Below are 20,856 nucleotides of genomic sequence, written 5' to 3'. Positions count from 1 at the left end.
CCCACAAGGGATTGCAGGTGGGCTTTCAGCACGGCTCGACGCCACATTTCCGCCACCATCAGCACACACGCACATGACAGGTACGCTCCCACAAGGGATTGCAGGTGAGCTTTCAGCACGGCTCGACACCACATTTCCGTCACCATCAGCACACACGCACATGACAGATACACCCACACCCTGCGAGCTTGCTCGCGAAGGCATCACCACTGACCCACCGCTTTCGCGAGCAAGCTCGCGCCCACAAAGAGGTGTATTTTTACTGTTCGAGAGGTCTGCCAGGGTCATGTTCAGCACTTCATGGCCGAAGCGCTGCTCGACCCATTGGTCGTTGTAAAGCGTGTCGAGATAACGCTCGCCCCAGTCCGGCGACAACGCAACCACCACCGCGCCCGGCTCTATCCGCTTGAGCCAGGCGTGCACCGCTGCGATCACCGTTGCCGTCGAGCCGCCGACCAGCATGCCTTTGCTGCGCGCCAGAATGCGGCACATGGCGACAGCGTGTGCTTCCGGGACCATTTCCAATGCATGAATACCGTCGGCATTGAAAATCGGCGGCCGCTGACTGGTGCCCAGACCCGGTATGAAACGACGGCTGGCCGGGGTGCCAAAGGTCACCGAGCCAACACTGTCGACGGCGATGATTTTGGTGGTCGGATGGTGCCGCTGAAAATGCTGCAGGCAGCCCATCAGCGTGCCGGTGGTTCCGGCCCCCACGAACAGGTAATCGACATGGCCGAAATGCCGACTGATCGAGTGCGCCGTGGTCCGCGCATGGGCCCTCGGATTGGCGGCGTTCTCGTATTGATTGAGCCAGACGTAACGCGGATCGCTGGCCACTTTCTCGCGAATCAGCGCGATGCGTGTGCCGAGAAACCCGCCGTTGGCATCCGGAATCTCGACCTGAATAACCTGCGCGCCATAGCTGCGCATCATGCGGATGTTGTGGCTGGAACTGTTCGGATCGACCACGCAGGTAAAGGGTATCCCGCGCTCGGCGCAGATCATCGCCAGCGCCACACCCAGGTTGCCGGATGAAGACTCGATCAGCGTCGTCTGCGGCCCAAGCAGGCCGCGGGCCTGCACGTCATTGACCAAGCCGACGGCGGTCTTGAGCTTGATCGAGCCCGCCGGGTTGAGTGACTCCATTTTAAGGAAAAAATCGGGACCCACACCCGTGACCTTGAGGAAGGTCTGGTCGTGAACAATGTCGCCGAGGCTTTCGTATCCAAGAGCTTTGTGCATGAGGTTCACGTCCACTGTGTCAGCAACGGTGCGTTAGTTGCAGGCTCAACAGACCGTTCAAGAGCATTGGCAATCCGTTCGGCACGCAGCGCCATCAGCGAAAACGACTGGCTGTCGCTGATCCCGTGGCTGCGCTCGGAAAGACCGTTGACCCAGATATTCACGTCGCACGCGCCTTGAGTTGCGACGCGATAATCGCGGTCGATCAGCAGCCCGCCATCCACATCGGCCGCCAGCCAAGGCTGCAACCCGCTCAACAGCGGCGGGATCAGGTACTGCTGATAGCCGGTGCCCAGCACCACGGCATCGACTTCCAGCATCCGGGTGCGCTGACTGAAGGTGTCAGTGAGCTCAATCCGGTAACCGTCGGCGCTATGTTCGATGGCGCTGATCACGCTGTAGGCGTAGGTGTGCAGGCGCGTGCGACCGGCGATGGAGTCCTCGTAGATCAGTGAAAACAGCTTCTGGCTTTCATCCGGGTCGATGCCGGCGTAATTGGTCGCGCGGCTCCAGTCGAGAAAACGCTGGCGGGCTGCGGGGTTCAGGCTGTGGAAGTAATCGACGTGATCGGGGGCAAATACCCGGTTGGGAAACTGGCCCAGCTGGGTGAGTTTGAAACCGGCGGCACGGTGCACTGAGTGCACCTCGATGGCCGGGTCGCGGCTGACCAGTTCCAGCACCGATTCACTGGCGCTCTGCCCTGAGCCCAACACCAGCCAGCGCTTGGGCAGTTGCTTGCCAAAGGCTTGCAGGCGGGTCAGAAACTGCGAGGTGTGAAACAGCGTCGGGCCGAGCAGCGCCTCGAACATTTGTGGAATGCGTGGCGCGCTGCCACTGGACAGCACCAGATTGCGCGCAGTGAAGCTGTCTTGCGGCGTGCGCACTCGTACTTCGTGCAGTCGGCCATTGCGGATCACCGGGTCGATCTCGGTGACCGGCGTATCGAAGCGGGTGTGAGCATCGACTTGCCGGGAGACCCAGCCCAGGTAATCCGACCATTCGTGGCGGCTGGCCGGGCGGCCCAGCAAGCCGAAATCAAACATCCGCCCCTGATCCTTGAGGTACATGGCGAAAGAAAAGCGACTGCGCGGGTTGCGCGGCGTCACCAGGTCGCGAAACACATGATGATTGATGTCGGTCCCGGCCAGCAGCAGCTCGCGATGCCATTGGGTGTCCGGCGCACCTTCCAGATAGCGAATGGACAACGCGCCGAGCGGGTCGCTGGCCTCCCGTGCATCTTCAACGGCGCAGGCCAGCGCAATGCCGGCCGGACCGAAGCCGATACAAATGGCGTCCGAATGCAAAGAGTGTGGTGTCGAGTTACCCATGAAGTTCCTGTCCTTAGAGTTGGCGTAAATGTTGTTCTTGATGTGCGCGGTCATCAGATCGCGGGGTACAGCCCGGCAGGGCCGAGGGCCCAGAGGCGCGTAGATACGTTTCGGCATTCGCCCTGATCGAAGCTGACGACGCCCAGCGGCGTGTTGAACATGGCGCGAGATAACCGGTCCGGCAGCGGTTCGGCGTACCCGTTGCCATTGCCCAGCTCGGCCAGTACGTAAAGCATCAGCAGGCTTTCGCGGAAATAGAGGTGCGGCTCGGCAGCGAACAGCGCCCGGTGCAGCGCGCTGGCCTGACACGCCTGTGCCCCGCTGTCGGGCGCGCCAAAACCGATAACGAAGGTATTGCGCTCATGCTGCGAAGCGACGCCCAGATACGGCGACGCTGCGTCGTCCGTCAGCACCAGCGGCCGAGTGCTGCCCGCCCGCCGACGCGCCTGCCAATGATCGCGACTGGCCTTGAGACGCCCGGCAAATACCTCGACATGGGCGTACTCGCGTTCGTTTACCCGCTGCAGACCGGCGCGGGCCAGTGCTGCGCCGATGGCAACAGCCAGCGCCTGCCCATGCGCGCTGTCATCAGCCTGCACGTGCACGCGCTGCCACTGACGGGACGCCAGCCAACTGACCAGATCACCCGCCAGTTGCCGATCCGAGGGGCAAAACCGAAATACGTTGGGGTGCTCCAGCGTCAGCCGGTCAATCGTTGCCGCAGGCGTCAGCAGCGCGATACCGGCCTGCTGATACAGCGGCGCGGCACTGATCGCGGCGTCGGAAGAAAAATGGCCGACAACCACATCGGCTTGCCAGTCGATCATGTGTTGCGCCACCTCAGCGCCGCGAGCGGCATTGGCTCCGTCATCGAGAAAGTGCCACTGCACCCGCGCAAGGGCCGGAATGCAGTTGCGCGCCACCGCCAGCGCCCGCATGAAAGTCCGTGCATGCGGTGTGTCAGCAGGATCGAACAGCGCACTGACGCCGACCCACAACCCTGGCATACACGATGCGACCGGCGTCATGGCTGCACCCCCGCCAGACCAACGTTCGGCATTGACCGGCGCGGCGACAAGGCAGACCAGCCTGGGCATGACCGGTCTGTTTCAGCCAGATGCGCACGCAACTGCTCGACAGCAATCTGAGCGATGCCTGGGGCAAACTTGAAACCCAGCCCCGACATGCCTGCGGCCAGATAAACCGGACTCTGCTCGGCGCAGAAACCCACCAGCGGACGGCCGTCGGCACTGTAGCTGTCGAAACCCGCCAGCACGTCCAGCACGCGAGCATTGCCTGCAGAAACGCACAGCTGATGGATGCGCGTGCTGGCGTCCTCGGCATGCCGCGCATCAGGCCGGGCCAGATGCTCGGGCCACAGACCGCTGTCGCGCAGGCCACAGCCGGTCTGCACGATCGTGCGGGTCAGCGGGATGGCGTAGCTCTGGGTGACGGCATCGATCACCGGCAGGCTCCAATCGCTTTCAGTCACTACCCGAGCGAGAGGAATCGAACGCGCTTCCAGCCCTGCCTGCAACAAAGGGCGCTGCAACGCTTGCGGCAATAAATGCTGACTCCAGCCACCTGCGGCCACCACCACCGCCCGGCAACGCAGCGTCGTGTCGCCCATTTCGATGTGGACAAGGTCAGGCGCCCGGCACTCGATGGCCTTGATCTCACGATGTTCCAACAGCAAGCCTTGCTGGCGGACCACCTGACACAGCGCAGCAACGGCCTGGCGCACGTTGCCGACGCAGGCGTGGGCCTCGAACAGGTTGATCCGCTCCGCTCTCGCACACTGCGGATAGCGCTCGCCGTCAAGTTCATGGCCTGCCAGCAGACGCATCGGGTAACGCGCGTTGCCGTACTGCTCGATGGAGCGGCACACCGTGCCCAGTTGGTCGGCAGCGGCCCGGTAGATCACCCCGGTACGCGTTAAAGCGCGGGCATACGTGTCGGCGAAAATGCCGTCGTCGATCAGGCCGATGGAATACGCCGCCAGTTCCATCAGCAGCGGATCACTGTCGTACAGGCGCACCAGCCCGCCGGAATAACCGCTTGCCCCCAGGCTGCCGGCCGCGCCTTTGTCGATCAAGGCGACCGACACTCCTGCGCTGCACAGCTTCGCCGCGATACTGGCGCCGGTTATCCCTGCGCCAACCACCGCTATCTCATAATCGATGAACATTGTGGTGCATCCGTTCAGATGGAGTATTCAGCGGCCGAGCCGTTCATCAGCGTGGCGTTGACCCGTGCTTCGGGCAGCCCGAATGCGGTGATGAGCTGCGCGGACATATCCGGAATCAGCGCTTTGCCGGCCACCGCGATGAACGCCACAAAGTGGCTGACAGACCGACCTTCGGCCAGACGTGCGCGGGTGATCGCAATTGCATCCAGCAGCACACCGGCCAAGCCTTTCATGGAGAATTGCGCAGGCTCTGCGGCGCGGCTCCATTGCTGACGCAAGGCTTCCAGCAAACCGGCATCCGTCCCGCATACGCCGCTCCACCCGCTGTCGCCTCGACTTTTTGCAGACTCCAGCAAGGCCGGGAAAAAGCCGTTGAACAGCTCATCCCGCCATTCAAGGAAATGCGTCATTCGAAAATCGCCCTCGCTGTCCTCAGGCGCAATGCTCGCCAGGTACAGGCGCGCGCTGTCGGCGCAGGCCTGACGCGCCAGATCGCCAACCCAGATCGCGTGGTTGCGGCTGGTCGACAGGTTCAGTCCGTCGAGTTTGAGAAACTGATTGGGCACGAAACGCTGGCGGACCTTGATACCCTGCAGCACCGACAATTGCGCCGGGTAGACGATGGCGTGGCTGAACACGCAGTCAAAACCGAGAAAGTGCACCAGCGTGCCTTGCCCCGACTGCCAGTACTGACGAAACAGTTCGGGGCGGCCGATGCTGTCGGCGTACTCACGAAACGCAGCCATGTAGCCGGCCAGGCCCATGAACCAGGTATGCACCCGACACGCGCCGTCGGCTTGCAAGTCGAGCCCACCGTCACCCGGGCGCGTCACGCCCCAGTCGTGCAGGTGCTCCAGCGTGTCGCGCAACCAGCTGTCGAGGGGCTTGCGCCACGCCTGACCGAGCAGGCGATCACTCAACTGCGGCTTGAAATCAGCCAGTTTGAGAAACGCCCGGTGTGCGGTTTTCCACTGCGACGGCTGCTGGCAGAGCTTGCAGTGCAAGCCGCTCATTAGCTCTGCGTCGGGGGCCTGGGCGCAGTTCTCGCACTGGCTGGCATCCGACTCGGCGCCACAGTAGTTGCACTGGCCACGGGCGAACGCCTCGTAACCCCAGACAGCACAATCAGGGCAATACGGCTCACTGGAATCGCGAAACTCAATCGCACCGGTGTCGCGCAACGCCGTGAACACTTCACCCACCGCTTCGGCGAACCAAGGGTTATTGTGCGGGCGCATCCAGTTGTCGGGCTTGATATTGATCGCCGCCAGCGAGGCTTCGATGCGGTCCGAGTTGCGATTGGCCAGCACCACCGGATCGACGCCCTGCTCAAGCCCCTTGCGCAGCATGTAGGACTGGTAATCGTCGGAATAGGAGACCAGCACGCAGTCGTGACCGCGTTGGCGCTGCACACGGGTGAATACGTCAGCGGCCAGAAACGGGCCGGCAATATGGCCGATGTGCAGGTCACCGGTGGGGGTCGGCGGCGTGATGGTCACGATGAACTTACTCATCAAGGCACCCCGTGGTCTCGCTGTGCTGCGCGACGAAGGCGTTGACGTGGTTCATGTCCCACCACACCACGTAGAAATGGAAGTCCTCGGCGGAATCATTGATGACGTAGTGATGGGTGTGTTTCGGAATGGCGGCAATGTCGCCCACCGCAAAATCCATCTGCCTGTCACCCACCACAAGCCGCGCATGGCCCTTGATGGCAATGAAAATCTCTTGGTCGATCTGGGTGTGCGAGGTACTGCTGGTGCCAGGGCGGACCACGCACCAGCCACCCGCGAACGGCATTGGATAGCCCTCCCATGGCAGCAGACGGCTGCCGTCGAGCCCGTACTCATGCACCAGGGCATCAAATGAAGTTTTACGGTGTATATCGAACTTTTCCATGCTCAGTCCCGTACGTTTCAAGTGCGGTAAAGCATGAAATTGTTGCCGGATGTTGGCTATCCGATTGCCAGATAGCTCAAGGGCGAGCAATCGATTTTCTGGATGGCGGATGGCCCAGAATGACGGCTGTCACATCTTTTTTAGCAATGAGCGGTATCGATAATGCTGATAATTGAATCGAGGGCTGCGGTGTTACCTTCGTCGGCGATGAATCGAACATATCTCCCGGCCTCGCGAATCCGCGTCACGAGGTCAGCGAATGACTGCTCTGCTTCATCACTCCTTTGGTTAGATCTTTAAGCCATCTCACATTGCGTGAGGTGGCTTTTTTTTGTTCTGGTTTTTACCAATCTAGAGATCAAAACCATCCACCACATTACGGCGCTCGTTTTCACTGCGCATGTCGTAACTGGCGGTGGTCGAGATATGCGAGTGATGGGCCAGTTTCTGCGCAATCGACAAATCGAACTCTTCGATCACCCGGGTGATAAACGAACGTCGAAAATCGTGCGGCATGATGTCCACGCCAACCTGCCGCCCACGCTGTTTGGCGATGAAGTAAATGGCGTGTTTGGTGATTCTGTCGCGGGTGATGTGGCTGCCGCGTCGAATCCGGTTGAACAGAAACAGATCATCGCCCTGCCCGGGCTGAAGGCACGAACGGCGCAGTTCCAGCCAGTCGTTCAAGGCCTTGAACGCCCACTCGGGGGCGTATTTGATCAACTGCTTGTTGCCCTTGCCCATGACCCGCAGGCTGCGTTCGGCAAAATCGATCTGGGCCAAGTCCAGGTTGACCGACTCGGACTTGCGCATTCCCGACCCGTACAAGATGGCGATGATTGCGGCATCACGCCTCCCTTGCGGCCTGGGGTCTGCCGCACAGGCTTCCATCAGTTCACGAATCAGCGTGCGGCGGATGTTGCGGCCCTTGGCCAGTCGCGTGCCGCTGACCGGTTTTATCGAGCGGATCTTCAACAATTGATCGTGGCTGATCAGGTCGTGCCGCCAGGCTTCGTTCATGACGCCGCGAATGGCATTCACGTACAGCGAGGTGGTGTTGGGTGCGTAATCATCTTCGCGCAGCGTAGCCACCAACGCAGTGACATGGCCGGGCTGCAATGTGTGCCAGGGGATGTCATGAATATCCACGTCAGCCATGCCCAGCCGGTCAGCCGCGTCCTGCAGCACGTAGGTCATGGTCAGGCGGCTTGAAGGGGCAAGACGATCGAGGTACAGCCGCAACGGCTTGTTGACGTCCGGCAACGAAGGCTGGCTGATGACGCGTGCAGTCTGGTCGGTGTGCGGGTCTTGCGGCATGTGCAGCGACGCCTTTTCGGGTGCAAGTGCGTAGAGAATAGCCCCTGCACTCTTTGTTCGTGATTCGTGTCAGGCGGCTGACTTTAGCACGGGGGCTTTGGCCCGGCACTCTCCGCTCGGCACGCGTTCAGCGCAGCGGGCAATCCTCGGTAACACCTTGCCGCTTGAACCAAGCCCTGCCTGAGATAGCGTTGGGCGTCTTTTCTGACATCAACCGTGAGCACGTACCTTGACCCTGGCGACCCAATCCATTGCACGTCGTAAGGCGGCTGCCGGTTTCTGGCTGTTGGCCCACCAGGTCAGCCAGCGCAGCGACGCCGAGCGACTGGCAAACATTCGGGCGGGTTTTGCGCCCGGCTGGATCCGCACTCTGCGCGACGCTCTCAGCCTTTGCCCGCGGCAAATGGAAGCGTTGTTCAACGCCTCGACGTCAACGCTGGAACGCCGCCAGCGTCAACAGCAGCCGTTGAGCCTGGTGGCCTCGGAGCGTGTGGATCGCGTCGCGATAATTGCCAGTCACGCCCTGCGCGTGTTTGAAACACCCGAACGCGCTGGCAAATGGCTGATCACCCGCAATACGGCACTGGGTGGTCATACGCCGTTGCACTTATGCGACACCGCAATTGGCAGCGCTCAGGTGCATCAAGCGCTTGAAGCCTGCGTGAGAACCTGAACGGTAATCGACGGTGTCGAGCCGACTCAACGCGCGGTGTCCACCACCACCCGACCGCGGACCTGCCCTGCGATCAGTTGCGGGGCGATGTCGATCACCTCACTCAAGCCGACTTCCCGGCTGATCAGCGGCAGCAGCGATAGGTCCAGATCACTCGCCAGCCTGGACCAGGCTTCAAGCCGGTCAGCACGAGGGCGTGTCACGCTGTCGATACCAGCCAGCGTGATGCCGCGCAGAATGAAGGGCGCCACCGACCCCGGAAAATCCATTCCCTGCGCCAGGCCACAGGCCGCCACCACACCGCGATAACGAATCCCGGCGCACACATTGGCCAGGGTGTGGCTGCCCACCGAGTCAATCGCCGCCGCCCATTGCTCCTTTGCCAACGGCCGCCCCGGTTGGGACAAGGTTTGACGATCGATAATCTGCGCCGCGCCAAGTGTGTGCAGGTACTCGCTTTGCGCCACGCGCCCGGTTGAGGCAATCACCCGGTAACCCAGCCTGGCAAGAATCGCGATGGCAAAACCGCCGACGCCACCATTGGCACCGGTCACCAGCACGTCGCCGTGGTCGGGCGTCAAGCCTTGTTTTTCCAGGGCAATCACGCTGAGCATGGCCGTGTAGCCTGCCGTGCCTATGGCCATCGCCTGCGCAGGCGTAAAAGCGTGCGGCAAGGGGATCAGCCATTCGCTTTTCAGCCGGGCCTTCTGCGCCAGACCGCCCCAATGGCCTTCACCCACGCCCCAGCCATTGAGCAGCACCTTGTCGCCCACCTTGAACTCGGGCGTATCGCTGGCTTCGACCGTACCCGCCAGGTCGATGCCCGGCACCATTGGAAAGCTGCGCACAATCGGGCTTTGACCGGTGATCGCCAGCGCGTCCTTATAGTTGAGCGTACTGTGCGACACGCTTACCGTCACGTCACCTGGCGGCAATTGCGCTTGGTCGATATCGGTCAGTTTGACGCTGTAACCGGCTTCACTCTTGTCGATCAAAATGCCCTTGAACATGTGCGCCTCCAATTTAGACTGATCGTCTTTAAATAGCCCTGAGAAGATACAGAGCTTAAGAAATCACTGCGGCAAACCGCGTAGATAGCCAGCAATAAAGGTATTCAATGGTTTGTCGCTTTTGACCAGCCGGGCGCGGAGCACCGCCCCTTCCCAGCCGATCCAGAAAAATGCCGCCAATTCATGGCAGTCAGCACGCCTGCACAATTCGCCACTGGCTTGCGCAGCGCTCAGGCAAGCTGCCAGCTTCGACTGCCAATCGAGCAGAATCTGTTCCAGAGTGTCGCGAAACCCTTCCGGCAACAGGCCGACTTCCTGACCCAGATTGCCAACCATGCACCCGCGTCGATAGTCTTGGCGCGCCATGCCGTCCTTGGCGCTCTGGACGAAACCGACCAGCCGTTCCAGTGGCGACAGCGCTTCGTCCAGCAGCCAGCGGTCCAGCCGTTGGGCGAAATAACGAGAATATTCCTCCAGCACTGCCCGGCCGAAAGCCTCCTTGCTGGGGAAGTAGTGATAGAACGAACCTTTGGGAATGCCGACTTCCTTGAGGATGTAATCCAGCCCGGTGGCCGAGAAGCTTTGCTCGGTCAGCACTTCCAGACCGCGACGCAGCAGTACCTCGCGGGTTTCGAGGTTGTCGCGGTCCACCTTGGGGGGCCGGCCGGGGCGTCTGGCTTTCAGGGGCAATTGAGTCATGCTGGGATATTAGACCGATCGTTTTTTATGTCAACCAAGCCGCGCGTGCTCAGTCTTCCGGCAAAAATGCCGATTGCCATTCACGGCCGTCTCACGCTCAATGGCCGCTGCCTGATTGCCAGGGAAATGGAGAACACATGAGCCAATGGCCTGATACTCGCATTCTTGAGCTGTTCCACATTGAAGTGCCTGTTCTGCTGGCACCTATGGCCGGCGCCAGCGGTTCGCCGATGGCCATCGCTGTAGCTAAAGCAGGAGGCCTGGCGTCGCTGCCCTGCGCCATGCTGACGCTCGATCAGATCACTGAGGAGGTAGCGGTTTTTCGACAGCACGCCGGAAGCGCCCCGCTCAATCTGAATTTTTTCTGCCACACGCCCCCAGACTTCAACGCCGAGCGGGCTGAACGCTGGAAGCAGGCGCTCAAGCCCTATTACGAGGCACTGGGCGCCGACTTCGATGCGCCGACGCCGGTTTCCAACCGAGCGCCTTTCGACAGCGACACCTGCGCACTGGTCGAGCGCTTGAAGCCTGAGGTGGTGAGTTTTCACTTCGGCCTGCCAGAACAAGCGTTAATGGAGCGTGTCAGGGCCACCGGCGCAAAAATCATCGCCTCCGCCACCACGGTCGAAGAAGCCGTCTGGCTGGAGCAGCAGGGTTGCGATGCGGTGATTGCGATGGGCTACGAAGCCGGTGGCCATCGTGGGCTGTTTCTCAGCGATCAACTGCACACCCAGGTCGGCACCTTTGCACTGGTGCCGCAGATCGCCGATGCCGTGAAGATCCCGGTCATTGCGGCGGGCGGCATTGCCGATGGGCGCGGCGTTGCAGCCGCGTTTGTGCTGGGCGCCTCGGCGGTTCAGGTCGGCACCGCCTATCTGTTCTGCCCGCAAGCCAGCGTCAGCGCACTGCACCGACAAGCCTTGCTCGACGCCACAGACAGCCAGACAGCGCTCACCAACATCTTCACCGGTCGCCCTGCACGCGGCATTATCAACCGGATCATGCGTGAAGCAGGCCCGATCAGCGCCCTCGCCCCGGCCTTTCCACTGTCAGGCGGCGCACTCATGCCTTTGCGCGCAATCGCGGAAAAACAACACAGCAGCGACTTCACAAACCTCTGGGCAGGCCAGGCGGTCGGCATCAAGCATCAACTGCATGCAACCGAGCTGACCCGGCAACTGGCTGAAAATGCGCTGAAAATTCTTTCTCCTCGCTGAAACAACGCTTTCAGAAAAGCAGGCTATCGCTATATATTTAAATATATAGCGAAACGCCTTTATTCCGACGGCGTGTATCTTCATCACTCAGGAGCTGTTTCATGCGAACCATCACGCTGCGCGCCGTCCTCAAGTTTTCCACCTTGGCGCTGGCCATGTCCGGCGCTGCCTACGCCAACGCCGATGAAGTGCAGGTTGCGGTTGCGGCCAACTTCACCGCGCCGATCCAGGCCATTGCCACCGATTTCGAGAAAGATACCGGGCACAAGCTGGTCGCCGCGTTTGGCGCTACAGGCCAGTTTTACACCCAGATCAAGAACGGCGCGCCGTTCGAGGTGTTCCTGTCGGCCGACGATACCACCCCGGCAAAGCTTGAGCAGGAAGGCGACACCGTGAAGGGCTCGCGCTTCACCTACGCCATCGGCACACTGGCGCTGTGGTCGGCCAAAGAAGGCTACGTCGACAGCAAGGGCGAGGTGCTCAAGGCCAATCAGTATCAGCACCTGTCGATCGCCAACCCAAAAGCGGCACCTTACGGCCTGGCGGCGACCCAGGTGCTGAGCAAGCTGGGCCTGACTGACGCGACCAAGGCGAAGATCGTCGAAGGCCAGAGCATCACCCAGGCTTATCAATTTGTCTCGACCGGCAATGCAGAACTGGGCTTTGTCGCCCTGTCGCAGATCTACAAGGACGGCAAGCTGACCAGCGGCTCGGCGTGGATCGTACCGGACTCGTTGCATGACCCGATCAAGCAGGACGCCGTAATCCTTACCAAAGGCAAGGACAATGCCGCCGCCAAGGCGCTGGTTGAATACCTGAAAGGCCCGAAAGCCGCCGCGATCATCAAGTCCTTCGGATACCAGCTGTAAATGCCGCTGGGGAGTGCCGATATTGCGGCGATCTGGCTGACGCTGAAGCTGGCGTCGCTGACCACCGTCATCCTGCTGATCATCGGCACGCCCATCGCGCTGTGGCTGGCGCGCACCGATTCGTGGCTCAAGGGGCCGATTGGCGCGGTCGTCGCCCTCCCCCTGGTGCTGCCACCGACCGTCATCGGTTTTTATCTGCTGCTACTGCTCGGGCCTAACGGTGCGGTGGGGCAACTTACCCAAAGCCTGGGGCTGGGCACGCTGACGTTCAGTTTTACCGGGCTGGTCATTGGCTCGGTGCTGTACTCGATGCCGTTCGTGGTGCAGCCGTTGCAGAATGCCTTTGCAGCCATCGGCAGCCGCCCACTGGAGGTCGCCGCCACTTTGCGGGCAGGGCCATGGGATACGTTCTTTCATGTGATTCTGCCACTGGCAAAGCCCGGCTTTATCACCGGGGCAATTCTGGGCTTTGCTCACACAGTCGGCGAGTTCGGCGTGGTGCTGATGATCGGCGGCAACATTCCTGAAAAGACCCGCGTGGTGTCGGTGCAGATCTTCGATCACGTCGAGTCCATGGAGTACCTGCAAGCGCACTGGCTGGCTGGCGCGATGCTGGTTTTTTCCTTTCTGGCGCTGCTGGCACTTTATTCCAGCGGCAAATCCAAAACGGGTTGGGGCTGATTCATGGTGTCGCCGATAGAAGTTCGCCTGCAGATGAGCTACCCGGAGTTTACGGTGAGTACCGACCTTACGCTGCCCGCCTCAGGCATCACGGCATTGTTCGGCCCGTCCGGTTCGGGCAAGACAACCTGCCTGCGTTGCATCGCCGGGCTGGAAAAAGCCGAACAGGGTTTTATTCGCGTTCATGGCGAGGTCTGGCAGGACAGCGAAAACGGAGTCTTTCTGGCCCCGCACAAACGCGCAATCGGCTATGTCTTTCAGGAAGCCAGCCTGTTTGCGCACTTGTCGGTACGCGCCAACCTGGAATTCGGCCTGAAACGCATCCCGCGCCCACAACGCCGCATCGAGTTACGGCAGGCGACCGAACTGCTCGGCATCAATCATTTGCTGGAACGTCGCCCTGAAAAGCTGTCCGGAGGTGAGCGTCAACGTGTCGGCATCGCGCGGGCCTTGCTGACCAGCCCACGCCTGATGCTGCTCGATGAGCCGCTGGCGGCGCTGGACGCCAAACGCAAGGGTGAAATCCTGCCCTATCTGGAACGCCTGCACCGCGAGCTGGACATCCCCATGCTGTATGTCAGCCACGCTCAGGACGAGGTGGCGCGGCTGGCCGATCATCTGGTGTTGCTTGAGGCCGGCAAGGTGCTGGCCAGCGGCCCGATCCGCGAAACACTGGCCCGCCTGGACCTGCCGCTGGCCATGGGCGACGATGCAGGCGTGGTCATCGAAGGCACGGTCAGCGCCTACGACCGTCATTATCAACTGCTGACCGTCACCCTGCCGGGCAGCAGCCTGTGCATGCGCGTCGCACATGCCGAACTGCAGATCGGCACCCTGCTCCGCGTCAAGGTTCAGGCCCGGGACGTCAGCCTGAACCTGCAACCTGATGACCACAGCAGCATCCTCAACCGGCTGCCGGTCACCGTGGTGGAAGAAGCGCTCGCCGACAACCTCGCCCACGTGCTGGTGAAACTCAACGCTGGCGGTACGCCCTTGCTGGCGCGGATCACCCGCTACTCCAGCGACCAGTTGAACCTGCACAGAGGCCAGACACTGTGGGCGCAGATCAAGGCGGTCGCGGTGCTGGCGTGATGCTCCAAAAAAAACGAGCAGGCAACAAATAAACGGCACCTCAGGAAAACGCCGAGGTCAGTGTTTTTAACTGCCTCTGGAAATCAGCCATGCCTGACTCGACTGCCATCAGCCCGCCCGCCAGTGACCTGCATTACGTAGACGACACTCAACCGGGCCTGACCCGCAAGATACTGCGCGAAAAATTTGCCTACTTCGATACCCAGGGCAAGCGCATCAAGGACGAGTCGGAGATCAAGCGCATCAACGCACTGGCAGTCCCGCCCGCCTACACCGATGTGTGGATCTGCGCCGACCCGATGGGCCATCTGCAGGCCACCGGGCGTGACGCTCGTGGCCGCAAACAGTACCGCTATCACCCGCGCTGGCGCGAGATTCGTGATCAGGACAAATACTCGCGCCTGATCGAGTTTGGTCACGCGCTGCCCAAGGTGCGCAAACAGATCGAAGCGCAACTAACCCAGCCGGGCATGGGTCGGGAAAAGGTCATGGCGACGGTTATTTCACTGCTTGATGCGACGCTGATCCGCATCGGTAACAGTCAGTACGCCAAGGAAAACCGCTCTTATGGCCTGACCACCCTGCGCAACAAGCATGTGGAGGTCAAAGGCGGCCAGATTCTCTTCGAGTTCCGCGGTAAAAGCGGCGTCGAACACAAGGTCAGCGTCAAAGACCGGCGTCTGGCCGGTGTCATCAAGCGCTGCATGGAGCTGCCGGGGCAGAACCTGTTTCAGTATCTGGACGACGACGGCGTGCGCCATGCCGTGACCTCCTCCGACATCAACGCCTACCTGCAAAGCCTTACCGGCTCGGACTTCACCGCCAAGGACTACCGAACCTGGGCTGCCAGCGCACTCGCACTGGCCACCTTGCAAAAGCTGCACTGGGAACCGGAAGCCGATGCCAAACGGCACATCGTCGACATGGTCAAGGCCGTTTCCAAACAACTGGGCAACACCCCGGCCATCTGCCGCAAATGCTACATCCACCCAGCGGTGCTGGAAGGCTTCCTGCTCGGCAACCTGGCCAAACTCCCGCGCTCAAGGCAACGCAAAGGCTTGCGCCTGGAAGAAGTCGCGCTGGCCAGTTACCTGCGAATTCTTGCCGACAAGGTCGAAGCCGTGGTGAAAGAAAGCAAAGCCTGAGCAGCCTGAGGCCCGTGAGTCAGCCTTCGCTGCTGCAACATTTCGTAGCCTCATGATTTGCCAAGCATTTCTGACAGGCCGGAAAGCGACGTCTTGTGCCATTTGAGTCGCTTTCACGCTTGCTTCATGGGGGCCGGGTGTATATATTCCCTGCTCTTGGCGCTACCGCCCCGATGGCGAAATTGGTAGACGCAAGGGACTTAAAATCCCTCGTCCTTTGGACGTGCCGGTTCGACCCCGGCTCGGGGCACCATTTAAAATCAAGGGGTTACGTGGCTTTAGTCGCATCCCCCTTGAGCTTCATGCTCCGCAATAATTAATGCTGCTCCGCAACTCGTCGTAAACCCTACCCTCCCGGCGTCCTGCCGACGAACACCACTCCCCAAACCCAAACCACTCAACTACTGTATACACATACAGCAATTGAGAATCACCCCCATGAACGAGAGCGATAGCTCAGACGCCTTGGCCGAATGGCACAAAAGGCTCAACGACAGGAGGCAATGGACGAACCCTGCAATCACATACCGGTTTCTGGCGCGCATGGCCGAAGACATGCAGGCTGGCGGGCTGGTCGATCCATTGGAGCGCTTTGAGCTCTTCGAACTGGCCAGCGCTGCCTTCTGCCACTTCACCGAGGAAGGCAACCATGAATGGAGGCACCAGGCGTCTGACTATCTGGCCTACAACAAGGGCGGCATTGTGGTCGGCAGCCTGCTGAACTCCCGATACGTGCTTCATGAGGCCGACCAGTCTCCCTACCATGCCGCCCACTTTGCTTTTCTCGATGAGAAAAACAACCTCATCATGAGGGACTATAAGAAGTACGGCGTGCTTGAGGGTCGCTACATCTATACCGAAACCGGCCAGACGCTGACGCTGGTTGAGCAATCCAGGCAGATCAACGGCGTGAGCTATCAACGCCTGAGCGATGAGGATCAATATCGAGTGCTCGTCGACGCTTCAGCGGTAGCCCTCGACCAAGGCGACTTCAAGGCCTACGTTTCGCTGTGGGAGCGTCATAGCTACTCGATATTTATCAGATGCCTTCACTGCCTCGACGGATTCGCAGTGCGTGACGATTGCACGCACTGCGATGGACGAGGCTTTATCGAAGACCCGGAATGCCCGAACATACTGCCTTCGACAGTTCAGCGCACCAAAGCGTCATAGGCCGCTTCGCACGCCTTCCCCGCTATTCGGGATCGGCCATGAGCTTTTGCCATTTCTCCCGCTCTCTGGCCAATCCTTCTACGCAACTAGGTATGCAAATATCCGGCGCCGGGAGCTGCCTAGCATTTTCGGGCAAAGCTGGGATGGCCCATTTCTTCAGGCCTGCGGAGGCGGCGGCAGAGAATTTTATAGGAGCGTAGCTTTCAATAACCTCTACCGCCCACCCGCGCAGATCGGGATCTTGACCTTCAGCCTTTTCGCGCAGTATCTGGGTAGCCATCCCAACATAATCTTTTTTTATCCCGTCTTCGGCGATCTGTTTCTGAACGGAATATCCAGCAATAGCCAAAATCACGGGTATCGCGATAGAGGCAGCTATGGATGCAATAGATTGGATTTTCTCAAGGTTGGTCTGGCTTGGCTGCAAATCACTATCTCCCTGGTTCACTGGCATGAGTAGGCTACGGCAAGAAGCTCCCGCTCGTAACCAATTCTTTGTCTGCGCTCAGCCAATAGCGCCCTCACCTTCACTTCCAGTGAGTCGCCCTTCCTGAGACCTGCCGCCGCGAACTGCGGCTCAACAACTATCGGGGCGCGGCATGGAACCTGCACCGGCACCTCGACGCGCACCGTGCGAATCTCAGGGGCTGGCGTGGCGCACCCGGCCAGCGCCAGCACTATCAGTGTGACCATGATTCTCATAACCCCAACTCCCGGTCAATGATCGACATTGCTGCCGTAGCCGGTTCGCCACCGGTTCTTTCCTGTTGGATGCGGTTGGCGGCAGCGTAGTCGGGCTGTGATTTGGTCTTGGCGTCATCGACGGCGACCTTTGCCGCCTGCGCCCGATCCTCTCCAGCCTTCACCAGCTTGCCCAGTGCCAGGCCCTGCTCAGTCGTCAGGGACAGCAGGCTGCCGTTCACGGATTTCTCTGTGGCCAGCTGCTCGTTCGCGGTGTCGAGCAATGGTCGATAGTGCCGAGAGGCCAGCCAGCCGCCTGCAGCAACTCCGACACCCAGCACGATCAGGACGGCCAGCAGCACGCCGATCACCCGCCACGGCAGGGCCTTCACGCCAGCACCTCAAGCGCTCGGTCGTACAGCGCCTTCCGATCAGCCAGGCCATTCGTGCCGCCGTTGATACGCTTGGTGATGGTCACGAACTCGCGCTTGTCGGCCAGCGTATTGAGCGCGGCCCGGTGCCAGAACCACGCCGCCGACATCGCGGCGTGCTGCGCCAGCTCGAGCAATTCGGGATGGTTGATCAGATCCAAGCCCAGCGCTTCGGCGCACTCGGCATAGTTTGCCCGCCCGGTGATCTGTATCAGGCCGCGCCCACGGTATTTGGAGCCATCGCCCGGCACGGTATTGCCCAGGTCTTTGCGCCCTTCGTACCCCAGCTGCTGCGTAGTCGGCCCCCAGATCTCGCGCACGTAACGCAGCTGACCGGACTCATGGCCGACCTGGGCAATGAATGCCGCGATGCGCAGCGGGGTCACGATCTGGTACTTGCTCATCGCTGTATTGAGGACAGGTGCAAAAACGCCGGCTCTCTGGCCGGCGTTCGGGAGGATCTGCAGCAACTGCTGCGATGTGATGGACATTCGGTTTTCTCCAAACAAAAAACTCGGGGCTACCGAGGAAAAACATTGATGTGTCCTCCCTATAACTGAAACCGTCAGTTAGGTATCAATTAAACAAGGAGGCTTTATGAATATGAAGTGCGTGATGTTGCTGATGATTGCGCTGATTTCTGGGTGTGCAAACTACAGCCCCGGCAAATTCGGTGGCACAGAGAACCCTCGCAACATATCCTGCAACGCGACCCCGCCAAATCAGCCTGGATGCTATGGAGCAACCACAAAATACCGGCTGTTCAATTGATCATTGGCTGACACGTCAAGGCTGCTCTTGAAGATCGTTCATGGGTGCGGCGGCTATCGTCGGAATAGCAGGAGCATCGGGCCAGACAGGCGCGTGATGCCATGTAGCTTGGGCGGTCACCTTGCCCAGCGCGAACTTGTAGGCCTTCCACGTCCTGAGAACAGGGGCAAGCGCCGTAGCCTCTTCCTCTTCCTGCTTGGTCGCCTCTCCGGCCTCGATTCCATAGCCCAGCGTTTCAATGCGGTCCTGAATGCGGGCTATCTGTTGAGCGGCCGCACTGCTCCGCTCAAGCAAATCACTCTTCGCCTTGGCTAGGGATCGAGCGTCGGAAGCTGCCTCTTTCATTTCTTTGGTAATTAATTGCGCCCAGTCAATGTTGGACATATGTTCAGGTCCTTTAAGCCGTTTCTATCAGAGGTAGCGCTTTCGGAAACTGGATGATGCCGTCAGGTACATCAGTTAGGTCAGCGGGGTAGGCTTGCTCAGGGCTGTAATTTGCGGGGACTGGTAAAATCAGGCATACGATAAGTTGCCCGCCATCAAAACTAACGTCATCCCATATCCATTCACATGCAATGGCAGATCTCGGCAACGTCCCCCCTTCTTGCATTGGCGAAAAGTCGAACGTATCTCCATTAATCTTCAATGCCATACCGTTTTTTTCTACAACAAATTCATCATCCCGTCGCTGGGGAGCTATTTTGATAATCATTAGAACCACCTGCCAACGGCTATATAACAAAGGTACGAAGATGCGGTACTCGACGGGGAAACAACTCGACCGATGATGCCCGTAGCAGTGGCACTACCATCGGATGCACCCCAACAAAAGTAACCATTAGACGTGATGGCCTGCATCGTCACTGCCGGAACAGCAGCAAATGGTGCAGGAAATACGAAAGAAACACCGCCTGAGTAGAAGATCGGTCCACCGCCCTGGCTAGCCGCCATTGGGGTTGGCGATATCCCTCGGCAAATCATTGTGCCGTCCAAATACTTTGTGAACGTGCCGCCGTTCAAATTACCCGTTTCTATTATAGCGCCTGTTGGCAAGCCTCCTGACTGTGAAACAGTTCCGACCGCGTTGCCTTCGTGGTAAATCGTTCGCGCTACAGCCCCCATCGAAAACCCGCCGATCTTGAATTTATTGTCGGTATCAATACCTAAGTGAAGTCCGAACGCACCATCCCGAATAAAAGTCATGACCGCAGATGCGTTATTGTTATTGCCGTTACCGATCCGCAGAGCTGTATTACCGTCGTTATTAGAGGAACTGATCGCAGCTATACCAGGCGGCGCCCCAGAAAAAAGACTTGTGCCTATGGATGAGTTGCCTACCCCGAGGCGGATACCACCAAGAGCCTGGATTGCTTCGCCTGCAGTCTTCTTCCCGGTGCCACCTTGCTCAATTGTCAATGCTGTTGTCAGGCCAGACAGGGAAAGGATATCGCCGTTATTCCCGCTGGCGGCGGCCGCAAGTGCTGCGCGTACGCCCTCGCGCGTACCAGAAGTGCCCAGCACCGCAAGCGTAGAGCCGAACTGGTTGACCAGCGCCCGAAGCGCATCAGCAGAATCCTTGACGTAGCCCTGCATCGGAGCCAGCGCATACCCGCCCGCGTTGTTGGTGGCGCCCTGATAGTTCGGCGCAATCGACATCGCGGTATTGCTGGCGATGTTGGTCACCTCATACCAGCCGCCATCTGGCCCGCGAAAGCCGTCGCCTACCCTGCTGTTTGCGATGAAAGCGGTATTGGTGCCGATGACCGCGTTCGAATTTTGGGTGACGGAAACCGTACCCGACTTGTACCAAGGCATGATGTTTACTCAATCAATTGATGGGTCAGACGTTCATCTTTGCAAAGACTGCTGGCAGAAAAAATGCTGTCGGATTAGCTGGCGCAGTGGTGATTGCATAAAGCTTATTATTCGGAAAGTCCCACCAGCAATACAGCCCTCTTGATATCCCACTACCCGAGTTCAGCCCCATTCCGAACGAGTTAATAAGTAGATATTCGTTCTCGGGAAAATTAAAAGGCACCGAGTAATAGCAGCGAACAAAGTTTTGCGAAGAATAATCGTACCGCTCATAACTCCAGTTTTGAAACGCGCGGGTAAAGTTTGCGCTCGGCGTTCCAGAATCAAATAGCAGATTTGTCGCGCCATCCCATAGACGCATGCCGTAATCCGCCACCGGCTGCGCCGAAAACTGCGCGACAAAATATCGCCCATTGGGTTGCGCGGTATTCACGTCATATGCTCGGACGTAGAACCCTGTCCAGTTACCAGCCGCCCCCACAAGACGCATCATGCAAAGACCTGCAACTGCATTCACAGGGCGGTTTCAGAGGCTGAGTGCAACACCCGGCTATTGAGTTAGGGATGGACTCTCATGATGCTTGGACATCATTTCCGTCATCATTTCGATAGGGCATCTGTA

Annotated in this window: 24 protein-coding genes, 1 tRNA gene and 1 pseudogene; 8 read left to right on the top strand and 18 right to left on the bottom strand. The window is 59.6% G+C overall.

Annotation, left to right across the window (positions count from 1 at the left end):
• The 7 genes from sbnA to DW49_RS0101975 form a co-directional block, all read right to left on the bottom strand.
• Nucleotides 1-1,245 (bottom strand): 2,3-diaminopropionate biosynthesis protein SbnA (sbnA, locus tag DW49_RS0102005; protein ID WP_161780179.1); only part of this gene is annotated, 1,245 nt, incomplete at its 3' end.
• Between the two features lie 5 nt (nucleotides 1,246-1,250).
• Nucleotides 1,251-2,627 carry a lysine N(6)-hydroxylase/L-ornithine N(5)-oxygenase family protein gene (locus DW49_RS0102000; RefSeq protein ID WP_024419740.1) on the bottom strand — a complete coding sequence of 459 codons (1,377 nt, stop codon included), beginning with the start codon at nucleotides 2,625-2,627 and terminating at the stop codon, nucleotides 1,251-1,253.
• Nucleotides 2,627-3,580 (bottom strand): ABC transporter substrate-binding protein, encoded by a 954-nt coding sequence (locus DW49_RS0101995; protein WP_005618268.1) that lies wholly within the window; start codon nucleotides 3,578-3,580, stop codon nucleotides 2,627-2,629. Before DW49_RS0101995 ends, DW49_RS0102000 begins: the two co-directional genes overlap by 1 nt.
• A gap of 17 nt (nucleotides 3,581-3,597) precedes the next feature.
• Nucleotides 3,598-4,761, bottom strand: a complete 1,164-nt coding sequence (locus tag DW49_RS0101990; protein ID WP_005618270.1) for an NAD(P)/FAD-dependent oxidoreductase — start codon at nucleotides 4,759-4,761, stop codon at nucleotides 3,598-3,600.
• Between the two features lie 14 nt (nucleotides 4,762-4,775).
• A complete protein-coding gene (locus DW49_RS0101985; RefSeq protein ID WP_024419739.1) occupies nucleotides 4,776-6,275 on the bottom strand; it encodes a methionine--tRNA ligase in 1,500 nt (499 codons plus the stop codon).
• Nucleotides 6,268-6,660 (bottom strand): cupin domain-containing protein, encoded by a 393-nt coding sequence (locus DW49_RS0101980; protein ID WP_005618274.1) that lies wholly within the window; start codon nucleotides 6,658-6,660, stop codon nucleotides 6,268-6,270. Before DW49_RS0101980 ends, DW49_RS0101985 begins: the two co-directional genes overlap by 8 nt.
• Nucleotides 6,661-7,011: 351 nt before the next feature.
• A complete protein-coding gene (locus DW49_RS0101975) occupies nucleotides 7,012-7,977 on the bottom strand; it encodes a site-specific integrase (RefSeq protein WP_005618276.1) in 966 nt (321 codons plus the stop codon).
• Nucleotides 7,978-8,206: 229 nt separating this feature from the next.
• Between DW49_RS0101975 and DW49_RS0101970 the strand changes: the two genes are divergently transcribed.
• On the top strand, nucleotides 8,207-8,650 hold the full coding sequence (locus tag DW49_RS0101970; RefSeq protein WP_005618278.1) for an antitoxin Xre/MbcA/ParS toxin-binding domain-containing protein: 444 nt from the start codon (nucleotides 8,207-8,209) through the stop codon (nucleotides 8,648-8,650).
• Between the two features lie 26 nt (nucleotides 8,651-8,676).
• Here the strand turns inward: DW49_RS0101970 and acuI are convergent, their stop codons facing one another.
• Both acuI and acuR read right to left on the bottom strand, forming a co-directional pair.
• Nucleotides 8,677-9,660: an acrylyl-CoA reductase (NADPH) gene (acuI, locus tag DW49_RS0101965; RefSeq protein WP_005618280.1), complete on the bottom strand. Its 984-nt coding sequence runs from the start codon at nucleotides 9,658-9,660 to the stop codon at nucleotides 8,677-8,679.
• Nucleotides 9,661-9,723: 63 nt separating this feature from the next.
• Complete coding sequence (gene acuR / locus DW49_RS0101960; protein ID WP_044424685.1) at nucleotides 9,724-10,359, bottom strand: acrylate utilization transcriptional regulator AcuR; 636 nt, start codon at nucleotides 10,357-10,359, stop codon at nucleotides 9,724-9,726.
• A 137-nt stretch (nucleotides 10,360-10,496) separates the two neighbouring features.
• On the opposite strand from acuR, the gene DW49_RS0101950 reads away from it, so the two are divergent.
• The 7 genes from DW49_RS0101950 to DW49_RS0101920 all read left to right on the top strand — a co-directional run bounded on the left by DW49_RS0101950 (nucleotide 10,497) and on the right by DW49_RS0101920 (nucleotide 16,536).
• The gene (locus tag DW49_RS0101950) at nucleotides 10,497-11,576 is read left to right on the top strand and encodes an NAD(P)H-dependent flavin oxidoreductase (RefSeq protein ID WP_005618284.1); all 1,080 of its coding nucleotides are present in this window, start codon (nucleotides 10,497-10,499) and stop codon (nucleotides 11,574-11,576) included.
• A gap of 101 nt (nucleotides 11,577-11,677) precedes the next feature.
• Nucleotides 11,678-12,445, top strand: coding sequence for a molybdate ABC transporter substrate-binding protein (modA, locus tag DW49_RS0101945; protein WP_003376729.1), 768 nt, complete (start codon nucleotides 11,678-11,680; stop codon nucleotides 12,443-12,445).
• Entirely contained in the window at nucleotides 12,446-13,126 is a 681-nt protein-coding gene (modB, locus tag DW49_RS0101940; RefSeq protein ID WP_005618285.1) for a molybdate ABC transporter permease subunit, read from the top strand.
• 3 nt (nucleotides 13,127-13,129) lie between these two features.
• Nucleotides 13,130-14,218, top strand: coding sequence for a molybdenum ABC transporter ATP-binding protein (gene modC, locus DW49_RS0101935; protein ID WP_005618286.1), 1,089 nt, complete (start codon nucleotides 13,130-13,132; stop codon nucleotides 14,216-14,218).
• Nucleotides 14,219-14,307: 89 nt separating this feature from the next.
• Nucleotides 14,308-15,363 carry a DNA topoisomerase IB gene (locus tag DW49_RS0101930; protein WP_005618287.1) on the top strand — a complete coding sequence of 352 codons (1,056 nt, stop codon included), beginning with the start codon at nucleotides 14,308-14,310 and terminating at the stop codon, nucleotides 15,361-15,363.
• 167 nt (nucleotides 15,364-15,530) lie between these two features.
• Nucleotides 15,531-15,616, top strand: a tRNA-Leu gene (locus tag DW49_RS0101925).
• Nucleotides 15,617-15,906: 290 nt separating this feature from the next.
• Nucleotides 15,907-16,536, top strand: a complete 630-nt coding sequence (locus DW49_RS0101920) for a hypothetical protein (protein WP_005618288.1) — start codon at nucleotides 15,907-15,909, stop codon at nucleotides 16,534-16,536.
• Here the strand turns inward: DW49_RS0101920 and DW49_RS1000000131600 are convergent.
• From DW49_RS1000000131600 to DW49_RS1000000129305, 9 genes and pseudogenes are all read right to left on the bottom strand, one after another.
• Entirely contained in the window at nucleotides 16,515-16,589 is a 75-nt protein-coding gene (locus tag DW49_RS1000000131600; RefSeq protein ID WP_122349223.1) for a hypothetical protein, read from the bottom strand. The genes DW49_RS0101920 and DW49_RS1000000131600 overlap by 22 nt on opposite strands.
• Nucleotides 16,559-16,990, bottom strand: a complete 432-nt coding sequence (locus DW49_RS1000000133015; protein ID WP_024420620.1) for a hypothetical protein — start codon at nucleotides 16,988-16,990, stop codon at nucleotides 16,559-16,561. Before DW49_RS1000000133015 ends, DW49_RS1000000131600 begins: the two co-directional genes overlap by 31 nt.
• Nucleotides 16,981-17,238 carry a hypothetical protein gene (locus DW49_RS0101910; protein WP_024420621.1) on the bottom strand — a complete coding sequence of 86 codons (258 nt, stop codon included), beginning with the start codon at nucleotides 17,236-17,238 and terminating at the stop codon, nucleotides 16,981-16,983. Before DW49_RS0101910 ends, DW49_RS1000000133015 begins: the two co-directional genes overlap by 10 nt.
• The gene (locus tag DW49_RS0101905) at nucleotides 17,235-17,609 is read right to left on the bottom strand and encodes a hypothetical protein (protein ID WP_005618289.1); all 375 of its coding nucleotides are present in this window, start codon (nucleotides 17,607-17,609) and stop codon (nucleotides 17,235-17,237) included. The genes DW49_RS0101910 and DW49_RS0101905 overlap by 4 nt, the downstream gene beginning before the upstream one ends.
• Nucleotides 17,606-18,139 (bottom strand): glycoside hydrolase family 19 protein, encoded by a 534-nt coding sequence (locus DW49_RS0101900; RefSeq protein WP_024420622.1) that lies wholly within the window; start codon nucleotides 18,137-18,139, stop codon nucleotides 17,606-17,608. Before DW49_RS0101900 ends, DW49_RS0101905 begins: the two co-directional genes overlap by 4 nt.
• A gap of 295 nt (nucleotides 18,140-18,434) precedes the next feature.
• Nucleotides 18,435-18,803 (bottom strand): hypothetical protein, encoded by a 369-nt coding sequence (locus tag DW49_RS0101895; RefSeq protein ID WP_005618291.1) that lies wholly within the window; start codon nucleotides 18,801-18,803, stop codon nucleotides 18,435-18,437.
• Nucleotides 18,804-18,816: 13 nt separating this feature from the next.
• Nucleotides 18,817-19,131 (bottom strand): hypothetical protein, encoded by a 315-nt coding sequence (locus DW49_RS0101890; RefSeq protein ID WP_024420623.1) that lies wholly within the window; start codon nucleotides 19,129-19,131, stop codon nucleotides 18,817-18,819.
• Nucleotides 19,131-20,234 (bottom strand): hypothetical protein, encoded by a 1,104-nt coding sequence (locus DW49_RS0101885; RefSeq protein WP_005618292.1) that lies wholly within the window; start codon nucleotides 20,232-20,234, stop codon nucleotides 19,131-19,133. The genes DW49_RS0101890 and DW49_RS0101885 overlap by 1 nt, the downstream gene beginning before the upstream one ends.
• Nucleotides 20,235-20,259: 25 nt before the next feature.
• A pseudogene (locus DW49_RS1000000129305) lies at nucleotides 20,260-20,751 on the bottom strand (hypothetical protein); the annotation flags it as partial.
• Between the last annotated feature and the right edge of the window lie 105 nt (nucleotides 20,752-20,856).

This window comes from Pseudomonas avellanae BPIC 631 (assembly GCF_000444135.1).
Lineage (GTDB): Bacteria > Pseudomonadota > Gammaproteobacteria > Pseudomonadales > Pseudomonadaceae > Aquipseudomonas > Aquipseudomonas avellanae.
This window is presented reverse-complemented; position numbering and strand designations above follow the sequence as displayed.

Coding starts and splice junctions, on each gene's coding strand:
- DW49_RS0102000 (WP_024419740.1), bottom strand. CDS start 2,627: ATGACCGCGCACATCAAGAACAACATTTACGCCAACTCTAAGGACAGG.
- DW49_RS0101995 (WP_005618268.1), bottom strand. CDS start 3,580: ATGCCAGGGTTGTGGGTCGGCGTCAGTGCGCTGTTCGATCCTGCTGAC.
- DW49_RS0101990 (WP_005618270.1), bottom strand. CDS start 4,761: ATGTTCATCGATTATGAGATAGCGGTGGTTGGCGCAGGGATAACCGGC.
- DW49_RS0101985 (WP_024419739.1), bottom strand. CDS start 6,275: ATGAGTAAGTTCATCGTGACCATCACGCCGCCGACCCCCACCGGTGAC.
- DW49_RS0101980 (WP_005618274.1), bottom strand. CDS start 6,660: ATGGAAAAGTTCGATATACACCGTAAAACTTCATTTGATGCCCTGGTG.
- DW49_RS0101975 (WP_005618276.1), bottom strand. CDS start 7,977: ATGCCGCAAGACCCGCACACCGACCAGACTGCACGCGTCATCAGCCAG.
- acuI (WP_005618280.1), bottom strand. CDS start 9,660: ATGTTCAAGGGCATTTTGATCGACAAGAGTGAAGCCGGTTACAGCGTC.
- acuR (WP_044424685.1), bottom strand. CDS start 10,359: ATGACTCAATTGCCCCTGAAAGCCAGACGCCCCGGCCGGCCCCCCAAG.
- DW49_RS0101950 (WP_005618284.1), top strand. CDS start 10,497: ATGAGCCAATGGCCTGATACTCGCATTCTTGAGCTGTTCCACATTGAA.
- modA (WP_003376729.1), top strand. CDS start 11,678: ATGCGAACCATCACGCTGCGCGCCGTCCTCAAGTTTTCCACCTTGGCG.
- modB (WP_005618285.1), top strand. CDS start 12,446: ATGCCGCTGGGGAGTGCCGATATTGCGGCGATCTGGCTGACGCTGAAG.
- modC (WP_005618286.1), top strand. CDS start 13,130: ATGGTGTCGCCGATAGAAGTTCGCCTGCAGATGAGCTACCCGGAGTTT.
- DW49_RS0101930 (WP_005618287.1), top strand. CDS start 14,308: ATGCCTGACTCGACTGCCATCAGCCCGCCCGCCAGTGACCTGCATTAC.
- DW49_RS0101920 (WP_005618288.1), top strand. CDS start 15,907: ATGGCCGAAGACATGCAGGCTGGCGGGCTGGTCGATCCATTGGAGCGC.
- DW49_RS1000000133015 (WP_024420620.1), bottom strand. CDS start 16,990: ATGCCAGTGAACCAGGGAGATAGTGATTTGCAGCCAAGCCAGACCAAC.
- DW49_RS0101910 (WP_024420621.1), bottom strand. CDS start 17,238: ATGAGAATCATGGTCACACTGATAGTGCTGGCGCTGGCCGGGTGCGCC.
- DW49_RS0101900 (WP_024420622.1), bottom strand. CDS start 18,139: ATGTCCATCACATCGCAGCAGTTGCTGCAGATCCTCCCGAACGCCGGC.
- DW49_RS0101895 (WP_005618291.1), bottom strand. CDS start 18,803: ATGTCCAACATTGACTGGGCGCAATTAATTACCAAAGAAATGAAAGAG.
- DW49_RS0101890 (WP_024420623.1), bottom strand. CDS start 19,131: ATGATTATCAAAATAGCTCCCCAGCGACGGGATGATGAATTTGTTGTA.
- DW49_RS0101885 (WP_005618292.1), bottom strand. CDS start 20,234: ATGCCTTGGTACAAGTCGGGTACGGTTTCCGTCACCCAAAATTCGAAC.